The sequence below is a fragment of the Nocardioides sp. W7 genome, from assembly GCF_022919075.1.
Classification (GTDB): domain Bacteria; phylum Actinomycetota; class Actinomycetes; order Propionibacteriales; family Nocardioidaceae; genus Nocardioides.
Map to the genome: position 1 here is coordinate 3,493,539 of NZ_CP095078.1, position 12,403 is coordinate 3,505,941.

A 12,403-nucleotide genomic window follows, 5' to 3' on the forward strand; every position below is an offset into this window, starting at 1 on the left:
ACGATCGCGCAACCTCCGAGAAATCCGCACGGACGACGGTGTGGCTCCCTCCCCACCGCAAAGGACGTACATGAAGAAGATCCACCTCTCCGCCCTCCTCGCCACAGGAGCCTTGGCCGCCGGACTGCTGGCCCCGACGGCCGCGCAGGCCGCGCCCGCCACGGCGAATCCCGGGGACTGGCCGGGGCTGGCCCAACGACTCGCGCCGGTCGTGGCGGACGCGAAGGCCGACGGCGTCGACCTCGGGCTCTTCGTCTCCGACCTCAGTGGCGGGACGTTCGACGACAGGACGCTGTACCTCGGCAAGCAGGACTCGTTCACCACGGCGAGCACCATCAAGCTCGCCCTCGCGGCGACCGTGATGCACCAGGTCGAGGCCGGCCAGCTCGCCCTGACCGACCCGGCCACGATCGCCGAGCTCGAGGTCGTCGGGGGGTCCGGGGTGTTGCAGAACCGGCCCAGGCCGATCGCGACGACGGTCGGCGAGATGCTGACCCTGATGATCCAGGTCAGCGACAACACCGCGACCAACAAGCTCGTCGACGTCGTCGGCGGCTTCAACCCGATCAACACGCTCACGGAGTCCGCGGGGATCGCGAAGAGCGACCTGCACTTCGGTCGCAAGATGTTCGGGGCGACCGTGCTGCCCGACGGCGACCTGTGGTCCACCCCGCACGGCTTCAAGCAGCTGCTCGACCTGTACTACGACACCTCGCAGGGCACGATCACCCCGGGCTTCCTCGGGAGGCCGAGCGCCACGTCGCTCATCGCCCTGATGCGTGGACAGACCGTCAAGACCAAGCTCGGCGCGACGATCCCGGGCAACATCCTGGCCCACAAGACCGGTGAGAACGCGACGGTCAGCCACGATCTCGGCTTCCTGCTGCTGTCGGGCCGGGAGGTGAGCATCGGTGTCTTCACGAGCAACACCGGTGGCTACCCGGGAGACGCCTGGTACGCCGCGGCCGACCCGTACGTCCAGCAGGTCGGGGCGATCGTCTACGACTACGTCCTGCGCGAGACCGGCGACGGGTCGCCGGCTCCGCTGCCGACGCCGGCCGCGACGAAGACCACGATCTCGCTGAACAGGTCGACGGTGGCGTACGGCAAGGGCGGCGTGCGGGTCACGGTCCGGGTCAGCGCGGCCACCACCCCGAGCGGGAGGGTCGCGGTCTACAGCGGCACGAAGCTGATCAAGCGCGGCACCCTCAAGAAGGGACGGGTGCGGATCTCGTTGCCCCGCAAGCTCGCGCGCGGCAAGCACCGCATCAAGGTGAGCTACCGCCCGAGCGGCACGAAGTTCGCGGCGTCGACCTCGGGCGCCGAGGTGCTCCGGGTCCGCTGACGCGGCCGGACGGAGGGGTTCGGCGCGAGCCGAAACCCTCCGTCCGTCGGCCGGGTCCTCGTGCTGGTCCTCAGTCGCGCGGCCAGGGCCGTCCGTCGATGCTCTCCAGATCGGAGTTGAAGCGACGAAGGTGCCCGGCGAACTGGTCGATGTCGGCCTTCGACCAGGTGCTCAGCAGGCGCTGGAGGCCCGCAGCCCTGGCCTGACGGTCGGCCTCGAGGTCGGCCAGCCCCGCGGCCGTGACCCGGAACTTGCGGGCGATGCCACCGGCCGGGTCGGGGACCCGCTCGAGATGTCCGGACTTCTGCAGCGCGGCGGTCTGTCGGTTCAGTGTCGAGACGTCCAGGCCGAGTGCCTCGCTCAGCTCCGGGATCGACATCAGCTGCTCGGCCCGGATCCGCAACAGGAGGGTGTAGCCGCTGCGCTCGAGTCGGAGCTGCTGCTCCGAGCCAGATCTGCGCACCGGCACGACGTGCCGAGCGAAGAGCATGGTCTCCAGCTGCAGGTCGTCGAAGTTCATGGCTCGGTCCGTCATGGGTCTCCTTGCTCGCCCGGCCCAGCCTAGGCGCTGACGAACTCAGTGGTGCGCGACACACTGATTGTGTATATAACACACTATGTGTAGCGTACATGGGTGACTTCATCGCTCTCCTCGCCCGGCCGCGTGCCACCGGCTCCTGACATCCCGACCCCCGGCAACGCGATCGTCGGCGTACTCGCCTTCGCCGGCATCACCGCGGCGCTGATGCAGACCCTGGTCGTGCCCCTCATCGGCGACCTCCCACGACTTCTCGACACCTCGGCCTCCAACGCGTCGTGGGTGATCACCGTGACGCTGCTGGCCGCTGCCGTGGCGACCCCGGTCAGTGGCCGGCTCGGCGACCTGTACGGCAAGCGCCGGATCATGCTGATCTGCGCGCTCGTACTCATCGCCGGTTCGGTCCTGTGCGCGCTGTCCTCGTCGGTCGTGCCGATGATCGTCGGACGCGCGTTGCAGGGCGCCGAGATGGGACTCGTCCCGCTCGGCGTCAGCGCGATGCGGGACCTGCTGCCGGGCGAGAAGCTCGGCAGGGCGATCGCCCTGATGAGCGCCTCGATGGGCATCGGCGCCGCCCTGGGCCTGCCGATCGCGGCGGCGGTCGCCGACAACACCAGCTGGCACGTCCTCTTCTGGGGCGCCTCGGTCCTCGCGGTGATCGTCGGGGTCCTGATCTACCTCTTCGTGCCGGCGACCCCGATCACCGCGGTGGGTCGGTTCGACCCGATCGGCGCCGTCGGTCTCGGCGCGGGCCTGGTCTGCCTGCTCCTGGGCGTCTCGAAGGGCGCCGACTGGGGCTGGGGGAGCGCGACCACGATCGGCCTTCTCGTCGGGGCCGTCGTCATCCTGCTCGCCTGGGGCTGGTTCGAGCTGCGCACCGACGACCCGCTGGTCGACCTGCGCGTCACCGCGCGGCCGGTCGTGCTGCTGACCAACACCGCCTCGCTGGTCATCGGGTTCTCGATGTACGCCTCGTCGCTCATCATCCCGCAGCTCCTGCAGCTGCCGACCGAGACCGGCTACGGGCTGGGTCAGGACATGCTGCAGATGGGCCTGTGGATGGCGCCCGGCGGTTTCATGATGATGTTGATCTCACCGCTCGGCGCCAAGATCTCCCACCTGCGGGGCCCGAAGGTCACCCTCGCCCTGGGGGCGGTCGTCATCTCCGCCGGCTACCTGGCCGCCGTCCTCCTGATGGGCTCGACCTGGGGCCTGCTGGTCGCGGTCTGCATCATCAACAGCGGTGTCGGCTTCGCCTACGGCGCGATGCCCGCCCTGATCATGGGCTCCGTCCCCGTCTCGGAGACCGGCTCCGCGAACAGCTTCAACACGCTGACCCGCTCGGTCGGTACGTCGATCGCCGCCGCCGTGGTCGGCGTCGTCCTCGCCCAGATGACGACCGGCTTCGGTGGCTACGCCGTCCCGAGCGAGTCCGGGTTCCGCACCGGCCTGGTCATCGCTGCCGCCGTCGCCGCCCTGGCGGCGCTGATCGCCAGCCAGATCCCGAATCGCGCCAGCCTCGAGGCCGAGGACCGGATCGAGCACCCCGAGCTCGCCGAGGATGACGACGTCGTCGAAGGCGCGAGGTGAGATCGGAGGCAAGGGCAGCCTGCATGAGGGTTCTGTCGCCTTCGGGGGCTAACATTCGCCGCTCCGCCCCGGAAGGAATCCCACATGGCCACTGACTACGACGCATCCCGCAAGACGGAAGACGAACAGAAGGAAGAGAGCCTGGAGGCTCGCCGCCTCACCTCGGGCGATCAGGACAAGACCTCGGGGAAGGTGGACGAGGACGAGGCCGAGATCGCCGACTCCTACGAGCTGCCGGGCGCGGACCTGTCCCACGAGACCCTCACCATCGAGGTGACCCCGAAGCAGGCCGACGAGTTCACCTGCACCGGGTGCTTCCTCGTCCAGCACGTGTCCCGCCGGTCCGCGCCCTCTGTGGACCTCTGCAACGACTGCGCCTGAGCTCACCGCTCATCGAGCCCGGCCGGCGAGCGCGATGCCCCGGCCGGGCGCGCAGGTGGTTGGGTCCGGGGGGACCGCGATCGGCTAGGTTGCCGACATGGGCCACGTTGAGCTGCTGAACGCGACCGTCGACGGCCCGCCGGAGGCCCCGGCGATCGTCTTCGTCCACGGGTTCGGGTGCGGTCAGCACATGTGGCGCCACGTCGCCCCCGCCTTCGAGTCCGACCACCGGGTGGTGCTCCTCGACCTCCCGGGCTCGGGTGACGCCCACCCGTCGACCTACGACTCGGCCCGGCACGCACGGCTCGAGGGCTACCGCGACGACCTCGTCGCGCTGCTGCACGAGCTCGACCTGGGACCCGTGGCCCTGGTGGGCCACTCGGTCTCGGCGATGATCGCCGTCCTGGTCCAGATCGCGCACCCGGAGCTGGTCGACCGGCTGGTCCTCGTCACCCCCTCGGCGCGCTACCTCGACGACCCGCCGTACGTCGGGGGCTTCACCGCGAGCGACATCGACGACCTGCTGGAGCTGATGAGCCGCAACCACCTCGGCTGGCAGGATCCGCTCGCGACCCTGGTCGCCGGCGACCCGACGTCCGCGGCGCACGACGAGCTGGAGCAGGCGTTCTGCCGCACCCGCCCCGAGATCGCCGCCGAGTTCGCGGCCGTGACCTTCCGCGGCGACAACCGGGCGGACCTGCCGAAGGTCTCCGCCCCGACGGTGGTCCTGCAAGCCGCCGATGACTCCGTCGCGCCCCCGAGCGCCGCCACCTTCGTCCGCGACGCCATCCCGGGCGCCGGCCTCGAGGTGATCGACACCCGGGGGCACTGCCCGCAGCTGACCGCGCCCGCCGAGACGATCGCGGCGATCCGCCGGTCGCTCGGTGCGCCTCACCCGTGAGGCCGGCGTGAACCCGGCCGATCCGTTCCCCGACCTCTTCGCCGACGCCCCCTGCGGCTACGCCGTGCTGTCGGCACCCGACGGGACGCTGACCCACGTGAACGCCGAGTTCGAGCGGCTCGTGGGCCGTCCGGTCTCGGACCTGCTCGGGACGGCCACGCTCGCCTCGCTGCTGACGGTCGGCGGCCGGATCCTCCTCGAGACCCACCTGCTGCCGATGCTCGAGCACGACCGGGCGATCCGCGAGGTCGCCCTCGACGTGCTACGTCCCGACGGCTCGCGGATCCCGGTCCTCCTCAACGCCAACACCTCGTCCGACGACCCCACCCTGCGCGTCGTCCTCTTCGAGGCGCGCGAGCGGCACCGCTACGAGCACGACCTCCTCGCGGCCAAGCGGGCGGCGGAACTGGCGCGCGAGGCGGCGACCGCCCTCGCCCAGACGCTGCAACGGACCCTGATCCCGCCGGCGCCGCCCCGGATCCCACACCTGGACGTGGCGGCGGCGTACCGCCCGGCCGGGGACGGCAGCGTGGTCGGCGGGGACTTCTACGACGTCTTCCAGGTCGGTCCGGACGCCTGGTGGATCGTCCTCGGCGACGTGAGCGGCAAGGGGGTGTCGGCTGCCGCGGTGACCTCCTTCGTCCGTTACACCACCCGCGCCCTCGCCCTCGACCACCCGGACCCGAGCGAGCTGCTCCAGCACCTCGACCGGGCCCTGCACGCCCACGGCACCGACCACTACTGCACCGCGGTCGTGACGACCCTGACCCGCCAGGACGACACCTGGAGCGTGCGTCTCGCGCTCGCGGGCCACCCGCCGGCGCTGCTGCGGGACGCCGCGGGCCGGGTCCGGGAGCTCGGCGTACCGGGCACTCCGGTCGGCCTGGTCGACGCGGCAAGGTTCACCACGGTCACGCACCTGCTGCGGGACGAGACCATCACGCTGTACACAGACGGGGTGACCGAGGCCCGCGGCCACGACGGTCTCTACGGCGAGACGCGGCTCCAGTCACTCCTCGAGCAGTGCAGCCATCGTCCGCACGCGATCACCGACCGGATCACCGACGAGGTCCTGCGCTACCAGCACGGCGTGGCGAGCGACGACATCGCCGTCGTCACCTTCGCCGCCCGCCCGGCATAGCCCCCGGCGAGGGCGGCGCTCTCGTCGGGTAGTCTCCGGCTGTTTGTTGTTGCCAACAGTTCGCAATAAGGGGATCCGTGTCCGTGTCGACCCGTGCCGAGGCGGCGTCGGTCGACGATCCTCTGGGCAGGGGCGTACGCCGACGTCGCAACGCCGGAGTGGTCGGGATCCTGGGGGTCCTCCTGCTGGTGAGCGCGCTGATCGGCGTCGCGGTCGGCCCGGTCTGGATCCCACCGCACGAGGTGCTGGACGTGGTGTGGTCCCGCCTGCGCGGCGTGGGGGTCGACGAGGTCGCGCCGACCCCCGAGATCATCGTGTGGGACGTCCGGCTGCCGCGGGTCCTCCTCGGAGTCGCCGTCGGTGCCGGCCTCGCGGTCTGCGGCGCGGCGTTGCAGGCGATGGTGCGCAACCTGCTCGCCGATCCCTACCTGCTCGGCATCAACTCGGGCGCCTCGAGCGGCGCCGCCGCCACGATCCTCTTCGGCGTCGGACTCGGACTGGGGGAGCACGCGTTGGCGGGCAGCGCGTTCCTCGGGGCGCTGGCCGCGTCGCTGCTGGTCTTCGTCCTCTCCCGGACGGCGGGTCGGATCACGTCGGTCCGACTGCTGCTCGCCGGGGTCGCGGTCGGGTACGCCCTCTCCGCGCTGACCAGCTTCCTGATCTTCGCCTCGGGCTCGGCCGAAGGCGCCCGGTCGGTGATGTTCTGGCTGCTGGGCTCGCTCGCCCTCGCCCGGTGGGGCGGTCCGCTGGCTGCCCTGGTCGTCGTGGTCGCCGTCACCGTGGCCGTCTTGAGCCTGTGGGGGCGCCGGCTGGACGCGCTGGCTATCGGCGACGAGACCGCCCTGGTGCTCGGGGTCTCACCCACCCGGTTCCGCACCCAGCTGCTCGTCGTGGTGTCGCTCTGCATCGGCTTCGTGGTCGCCGCCTCGGGCAGCATCGGCTTCGTCGGCCTCGTCGTACCCCATCTCGCGCGGCGGCTGGTCGGCGCGGCCCACGCCTGGTCGGTGCCCACCGCGGCGCTCCTCGGGGCGATCTTCCTGCTCTGGGCCGACCTGCTCTCCCGGATGCTCCTGCAGCCGCGCGAGCTCCCGATCGGGATCGTCACCGCGCTGGTCGGCGCCCCGTTCCTGCTCTACCTGATCCGTCGCCAGCACCCCGCCGGCTGACCCTCGTGCAGGAGAACCCGTGCCCAAAACCATCGTCACCCGACTCGCTGCCCTGTCCGCCGCGACGGCACTCTCGCTGACCCTCGCCGGCTGCGGCTCGGGTGAGGACGCGGCGCAGGACGGCGGATCGGCCGCGGGCTACCCGGTGACGCTCGAGAACTGCGGTGCCGAGGTCACCTTCCACCGGGCACCGGAGAAGGCCGTCCTGCTCAAGTCGGCGACCGTCCCGTACCTGAGCGAGCTCGGCGTCCTCGACGTCGTCACGGCCCGTGCCGGCGCGTACCCGCGTCCCTACTACGACGACGCGACCTGGGCGGAGCTGGAGGGCATCCCGACCCTCAGCGACGACCTGGACTCGTCCGGTCACCTGCAGATCTCGAAGGAGGTCGTGCTGGCCGAGCAGCCCGACGTCGTGTTCGGCGAGGCCGACAACCTGACCCGCGACACGCTGGGTGCGGTCGACATCGCGCTGTTGGAGGAGCCTGGACTCTGCCCGGACCCGCCGGCGGACGCGTCCTTCGACGACGTCTCCGAGCAGCTGCGCACCTACGGCCGGATCTTCGGTGTCCCGGACGAGGCCGAGGCGGCGGCCCAGCGCGCCGAGGCGCGGGTCGCGGAGATCGTGGCCGGGGTCGCCGCCGACGAGGACCGCACGGCCGCGGTGCTCTACCCGACGGTCGGCGGGGGCACCACGTACGCCTACGGCACCCGCTCCATGGCTCATCCGCAGCTCGTGGCCGCGGGGCTGACCAACGTCTTCGCCGACGTCGACGAGCGGGTCTTCGAGGTCACGCTCGAAGAGCTGATCGGCCGCAACCCCGACGTCCTGGTCCTGCTGCACTCGGACGGCGACGGGGCCGGGGTGAAGGACGCGATCACCACGATGAACGGCGCCCAGGCGCTCGCCGCGGTCAGGGACGACCAGATCCTGGTGCAGCTCTTGAACTTCTCCGAGCCGCCGAGCTCGCTGGCCGTCGATGGGCTCGAGCGGATCGTGGGGCACTTCGCCCGATGATCTCCGCCAGCCGGATCGGCTTCGCCTACGGCGACCACGCCGTGCTGGACTCCGTGGACCTGGCGGCCCCGCATGGGCAGGTGCTCGGGCTCGTCGGGCCGAACGGGTCGGGGAAGTCGACGCTGCTCCGCATCCTGTACGGATCGCTGCGGACCCGGCAGGGCGTCGTACTCATCGATCACGACGAGCTCACCGCGCTGACCGCCCGGGAGATCGCCCGCCGGGTCTCCGTCGTGGTCCAGGAGACCTCCGGCGACCTGCCGCTGCTGGTCTCGGACATGGTGCTGCTGGGACGGACCCCGCACCGCACGGGCTTCACCCGTCGCGGCGCCGAGGACGAGCGGGTCGCCGCCGCGGCCCTGGCGCAGGTCGGTGCTCTGGAGCTGGCCGGCAAGCCCTTCGACGGGCTGTCGGGCGGCGAGCGCCAACGGGTGCTCATCGCCCGGGCCCTGGCCCAGGAGTCCACCCACCTGCTGCTCGACGAGCCGACCAACCATCTCGACGTGCGCTACCAGCACGAGGTCCTGGAGCTGGCGCGCTCGCTGGCCGTCGACGGCGGGCGAACCGTCGTCGTCGTCCTGCACGACCTGAACCTGGCCGCCACCTACTGCGACTCGCTGATCCTGCTGCAGCGAGGACGGGTGGTCGCCGCCGGCACCCCGGACGACGTCCTGGTGCCCGAGAACCTCGAACCCGTCTACGAGATCGGCGTCCGCCGGCTGGACCTCGACGACGGCTTCCAGCTGGCCTTCCGGCCTCGCACCACCCAGCCCCGATCCCCTGAGAGGACCCACCCATGACCGAGACCGTCCCCGACGTGCAGCAGGTGATGAACGAGTACTGGAGCGTCCGCTCCGGCCCGTACGACGACTACCAGCAGCGCGCGGACCGGCGCGACGACGACCTCGCCGCCTGGCGGGAGGTGTACGCCGCCGCGCTCGGCGAGTCGCCGCTCGACGTGCTGGACGTGGGCACCGGCAGCGGGTACGTCGCCTGCGTCCTGGCCGACCTCGGCCACCGCGTCACCGGCGTCGACCTCGCCGAGGGCATGCTCGAGCGGGCCCGGGCGCACGCGGACCGCATGGCGAGCCCGCCGGCGTTCCTGCTCGGCGACGCCGTCGCACCGCCGTTCCCGGCCGCCTCGTTCGACGCGGTCGTGAACCGCTACGTCGCCTGGACGCTGCGCGAGCCGGACACCGCGCTGGCGAACTGGATGACGCTGCTCCGACCGGGCGGCACGCTCGCCGTCGTCGACTCGAACTGGTTCGCGGACGGCCTGCACGTGGGCGCGAGCGACGCGTTCCTCCGGTCGTACGACGAGCACGTGCGGCAGGCGCTGCCGCTGGCCGAGGCCGCCAGCATCGAACCGGTGGCCGAGCGGGTCCGGGCCGCGGGCTTCGTCGACGTCGAGGTGGTCGAGCTGATCCGGCTGCACGAGCTGGACCAGCAGTACGGCGTCGCCCCCGACCACGAGGTGCAGCTGCAGTACCTGATCCGCGGCACTCGCCCCTGAGCACCCTTCGTCGGGCAGACAGCACGAGGCCCGGACCTGTCGCGGGACGGGTCCGGGCCTCGTGGTGTCCGGTGTCAGTCGCTCACAAGGCGGGGACGCCGCCCAGGATCGCTCCGAGCAGGGTCGCCAGCGCGGACTCGACCTGGTCCAGGATCGGGTTGAGGGCGCCGAGCGGAGTTCCGGCCAGGGAGTCCTGGAGGGCTCCGACGACCAGGTCGACCAGGCCGGTCGGGTCGCTCGGCAGGTTGCCGCTGGCCAGGCTGCCCAGCAGCTGCTGAAGGGCGCCGGCGATCTGGTCGGCCGGCAGTCCGGCGCCGGTCAGGGCCTCGACGACCGGCTGCAGCACCGTGATGAGGGTGGCCGGGGACAGCTCGCCGCCGGTGAGGGCACCCGTGATCTGGTCAGCGAGACCCTGCACCTGCGCCGGGTCCAGGCCGGCGGCGGACAGCTGGCCGAGGACCTGCTCGATCTGCTGGGCCTGCTGCGGGGTGGTCGGGACGGATGCGTTCGAGGCGTTGCAGTCGGCCGCCGCCTGCTTGGCCTTGGCGGAGCGGGTCTGCCAGGTGCGGTGCTTCTTGACGGCCTTGCGGTTGGCCTTGCGGGCCTTGACCAGCTTCTTCTTGTTGACCGTCGTGTGGCGCTTGGCGTAGGTCCGCTTGGCCTTCTTGACCTTCTTCGCGGTCCTCTTCTTCGCCGTGGCCGCCTGGGAGGCGTGCACCTGGGTCTGGCCGTACCGCTGGTCGAGCGTGGAGCAGCTGGTGGCGGCACCGGCGGGGGCGGCCGGCACGGCGGCTGCGACGCCGAGGGCGAGCAGCAGGCTGGTGAGGAGCACCAGCATCCGCCTCATGGGGTGGGGCATGGGCAAAACTCCTTGTCCAAGAGAAATGGCCTCCCGGTCCCGGGGCGGCCACTGTTCTTCGGGGGGAACGGAACAGGACTCGCAGATACCCACGCAGCTCGCGTTCCAAGCCGTCACTCTCGGTTGTCACCCAGAAGGGTGCGGGTCTCGGCGGGTCCGGGCGATCGCGACGCCGGCTCGCCACCCGGGTGCGCGCCCACCGGCCGGGAGCCGGACGTCGGCGAGGCCGACGCCGCTCGTCACCAGCAGCCACGAGATCAGCGAGTTGGAGTTCCACATCTCGCCGACCCGGCGTTCGTCGCGTCCCCAGGTCAGCGCGGGCACCTCCGGGACCAGGGTCAGCACCTTCTGGGCCCGACGTTCGTCACGGCTGAGCAGCTGCGGGCTCGCCACGGCTTCGCCGACGTCGGGGATGGTGCCGTGGGGCCAGCAGCGGACCTCGTAGCGGAACAGCGCCGAGTGGCCGAGCCAGCGCGCGCCGACGGGCCCCACCAGCGTGCTCGGGTGCCCGGAGAGGCCCGGCTGCCAGACCGGTCCCATCTCGATGACGTGCGGGACGCCGGCCACGAAGTCGGGTCAGGCTCCGGCCGCCGGTTCGGCCTCACGCGGCGGCAGCAGCCGGCGGCCGGAGATCTCGCCGGGCTCGATCCGGGCGTAGGTCGTCCGGAGCCCCGGCGCCCACACGCGCAGCTCGGCCAGCCGGTCGGGCGCGTCCTGGGCGTCGACCAGCTCGACCGCACCCCGGACCACGACGCTCCAGCCCGACCGCGTCTCCGGGTCGAGGCTGTCCACCTCGACCGCGACCCACTGACCGGACCCGTCGCTCACCACCTCGGCCGACGCCGTGGTGCGGAACCACAGGGCCCCGTCGGTGATGGTGTAGTTCACCGGCACGATGAACACGCCCTGCGGACCGTTCCAGGCGACCCGGGCGATCTCCGCGGACTCCAGCAGGGACCAGCACTCGAAGGCCGGTAGCTCTGCCAGGTGGGCATTGCCGATCGGGACGGTGTTCATGGCAGCAGTCTCGTGCGGGACGGCGCGCAGGGGTAGAGGCGAAGGTCCCCGGTCGAGCGCCACCAGGAGAGCGAGGCCGTCGGTGCCGCGATCGAGTCGGCAGCACCTACGGTTGGCCGAATGGCACGCCTGCGGAGAACGCTCGTCACGGCCCTGCTCGCTGTGCTGGTCGCCGCGGTACTGCCGCCCACGGCCGGGCAGGCCGCCGTCGGCGAGCGGGCGCGCGCGTCGTACCCCTGGCACACCCGGATCGTCGCGACCACGTTCTGGGTCGGGGAGGTCTTCGACCCGCACGCCGCGGACGGGAGTCAGATGATCTCGACGTACGACGACCACTGGTACGAGAGCTACGGGGGGTGTGACGGCCGGATCCGCGGGGGCACGTGCACGACCGAGCGACGCTACCGCCGCGACGGGTGGTTCCCCCGGCGGATGACCCCGAAGCAGAACCCCTTCTACCTCGACCTTCCCTTCGACGACCTCAACGACCGGGTCGGCTTCCGCCGCCGGGGCGCGGTCGTCCCCTGGGCCACCCGGCCTCGGTACGCCGGCCTGGTCGACGACCCCACGGTCAGCCTGATGAAGAACCGCTGGGTGCAGATCAGGTCGCGCGGGCGCACCTGTTACGGACAGATCCAGGACGCGGGCCCGGGCAGGTACCACGACGCGCGGTACGTCTTCGGGCGCCGGGACGCGCGTCCGGCCTCGAAGCGCTACAACAACGCCGGCCTGGACGTCTCGCCGGCGCTCAACGGCTGCCTCGGCTTCCGGTCGCTCGACGGCGACCGGGACCGCGTGGACTGGCGCTTCGTCGACGGTCGCGACGTCCCCAGGGGTCCGTGGAAGCGGCTCGTCACCCGCTGACCGACGGCTCCGTCTCCTGCCCGATGTTACAGATGGGAACGCCGGGGTAGAGGTGGGGAGAGGCGAGGGGGCA

The 12,403-nt window shown here is 71.7% G+C and carries 14 protein-coding genes; 10 read left to right on the plus strand and 4 right to left on the minus strand.

All coding sequences use genetic code 11. The annotated features are described in order from the left end of the window. Positions 1 to 70: 70 nt before the first annotated feature. Positions 71 to 1,345, plus strand: coding sequence for a serine hydrolase (locus tag MUB56_RS16530; protein ID WP_244928110.1), 1,275 nt, complete (start codon positions 71 to 73; stop codon positions 1,343 to 1,345). Between the two features lie 70 nt (positions 1,346 to 1,415). Here the strand turns inward: MUB56_RS16530 and MUB56_RS16535 are convergent, their stop codons facing one another. Next, complete coding sequence (locus tag MUB56_RS16535) at positions 1,416 to 1,880, minus strand: MarR family transcriptional regulator (RefSeq protein ID WP_244928111.1); 465 nt, start codon at positions 1,878 to 1,880, stop codon at positions 1,416 to 1,418. A gap of 99 nt (positions 1,881 to 1,979) precedes the next feature. Here MUB56_RS16535 and MUB56_RS16540 point away from each other — a divergent pair, with 99 nt between their 5' ends. The 8 genes from MUB56_RS16540 to MUB56_RS16575 all read left to right on the plus strand — a co-directional run bounded on the left by MUB56_RS16540 (position 1,980) and on the right by MUB56_RS16575 (position 9,590). Further along, positions 1,980 to 3,473 (plus strand): MFS transporter, encoded by a 1,494-nt coding sequence (locus MUB56_RS16540; RefSeq protein WP_244928112.1) that lies wholly within the window; start codon positions 1,980 to 1,982, stop codon positions 3,471 to 3,473. A gap of 84 nt (positions 3,474 to 3,557) precedes the next feature. Then, positions 3,558 to 3,854, plus strand: coding sequence for a DUF4193 domain-containing protein (locus tag MUB56_RS16545; RefSeq protein ID WP_244928113.1), 297 nt, complete (start codon positions 3,558 to 3,560; stop codon positions 3,852 to 3,854). 97 nt (positions 3,855 to 3,951) lie between these two features. Beyond that, on the plus strand, positions 3,952 to 4,755 hold the full coding sequence (locus MUB56_RS16550) for an alpha/beta hydrolase (RefSeq protein WP_244928114.1): 804 nt from the start codon (positions 3,952 to 3,954) through the stop codon (positions 4,753 to 4,755). Beyond that, positions 4,739 to 5,896: a SpoIIE family protein phosphatase gene (locus tag MUB56_RS16555; protein WP_244928115.1), complete on the plus strand. Its 1,158-nt coding sequence runs from the start codon at positions 4,739 to 4,741 to the stop codon at positions 5,894 to 5,896. The genes MUB56_RS16550 and MUB56_RS16555 overlap by 17 nt, the downstream gene beginning before the upstream one ends. Before the next feature lie 83 nt (positions 5,897 to 5,979). After that, positions 5,980 to 7,062, plus strand: a complete 1,083-nt coding sequence (locus MUB56_RS16560) for an iron ABC transporter permease (protein WP_244928116.1) — start codon at positions 5,980 to 5,982, stop codon at positions 7,060 to 7,062. 19 nt (positions 7,063 to 7,081) lie between these two features. Further along, positions 7,082 to 8,077 carry an ABC transporter substrate-binding protein gene (locus MUB56_RS16565; RefSeq protein WP_244928117.1) on the plus strand — a complete coding sequence of 332 codons (996 nt, stop codon included), beginning with the start codon at positions 7,082 to 7,084 and terminating at the stop codon, positions 8,075 to 8,077. Beyond that, positions 8,074 to 8,877 (plus strand): ABC transporter ATP-binding protein, encoded by an 804-nt coding sequence (locus MUB56_RS16570; protein WP_244928118.1) that lies wholly within the window; start codon positions 8,074 to 8,076, stop codon positions 8,875 to 8,877. The genes MUB56_RS16565 and MUB56_RS16570 overlap by 4 nt, the downstream gene beginning before the upstream one ends. After that, positions 8,874 to 9,590 (plus strand): class I SAM-dependent methyltransferase, encoded by a 717-nt coding sequence (locus MUB56_RS16575; RefSeq protein WP_244928119.1) that lies wholly within the window; start codon positions 8,874 to 8,876, stop codon positions 9,588 to 9,590. Before MUB56_RS16570 ends, MUB56_RS16575 begins: the two co-directional genes overlap by 4 nt. Before the next feature lie 82 nt (positions 9,591 to 9,672). On the opposite strand, the gene MUB56_RS16580 is transcribed toward MUB56_RS16575, so the two are convergent. From MUB56_RS16580 to MUB56_RS16590, 3 genes are all read right to left on the minus strand, one after another. Then, positions 9,673 to 10,449: a hypothetical protein gene (locus MUB56_RS16580; RefSeq protein ID WP_244928120.1), complete on the minus strand. Its 777-nt coding sequence runs from the start codon at positions 10,447 to 10,449 to the stop codon at positions 9,673 to 9,675. 126 nt (positions 10,450 to 10,575) lie between these two features. Continuing rightward, positions 10,576 to 11,016, minus strand: coding sequence for a hypothetical protein (locus MUB56_RS16585; RefSeq protein WP_244928121.1), 441 nt, complete (start codon positions 11,014 to 11,016; stop codon positions 10,576 to 10,578). A gap of 9 nt (positions 11,017 to 11,025) precedes the next feature. Next, a complete protein-coding gene (locus MUB56_RS16590) occupies positions 11,026 to 11,466 on the minus strand; it encodes a pyridoxamine 5'-phosphate oxidase family protein (protein ID WP_244928122.1) in 441 nt (146 codons plus the stop codon). Positions 11,467 to 11,586: 120 nt separating this feature from the next. Here MUB56_RS16590 and MUB56_RS16595 point away from each other — a divergent pair, with 120 nt between their 5' ends. Further along, entirely contained in the window at positions 11,587 to 12,330 is a 744-nt protein-coding gene (locus MUB56_RS16595) for a hypothetical protein (RefSeq protein ID WP_244928123.1), read from the plus strand. Positions 12,331 to 12,403 lie beyond the last annotated feature (73 nt).

Coding starts and splice junctions, on each gene's coding strand:
- MUB56_RS16580 (WP_244928120.1), bottom strand. CDS start 10,449: ATGCCCCACCCCATGAGGCGGATGCTGGTGCTCCTCACCAGCCTGCTG.
- MUB56_RS16545 (WP_244928113.1), top strand. CDS start 3,558: ATGGCCACTGACTACGACGCATCCCGCAAGACGGAAGACGAACAGAAG.
- MUB56_RS16575 (WP_244928119.1), top strand. CDS start 8,874: ATGACCGAGACCGTCCCCGACGTGCAGCAGGTGATGAACGAGTACTGG.
- MUB56_RS16595 (WP_244928123.1), top strand. CDS start 11,587: ATGGCACGCCTGCGGAGAACGCTCGTCACGGCCCTGCTCGCTGTGCTG.
- MUB56_RS16550 (WP_244928114.1), top strand. CDS start 3,952: ATGGGCCACGTTGAGCTGCTGAACGCGACCGTCGACGGCCCGCCGGAG.
- MUB56_RS16535 (WP_244928111.1), bottom strand. CDS start 1,880: ATGACGGACCGAGCCATGAACTTCGACGACCTGCAGCTGGAGACCATG.
- MUB56_RS16570 (WP_244928118.1), top strand. CDS start 8,074: ATGATCTCCGCCAGCCGGATCGGCTTCGCCTACGGCGACCACGCCGTG.
- MUB56_RS16590 (WP_244928122.1), bottom strand. CDS start 11,466: ATGAACACCGTCCCGATCGGCAATGCCCACCTGGCAGAGCTACCGGCC.
- MUB56_RS16530 (WP_244928110.1), top strand. CDS start 71: ATGAAGAAGATCCACCTCTCCGCCCTCCTCGCCACAGGAGCCTTGGCC.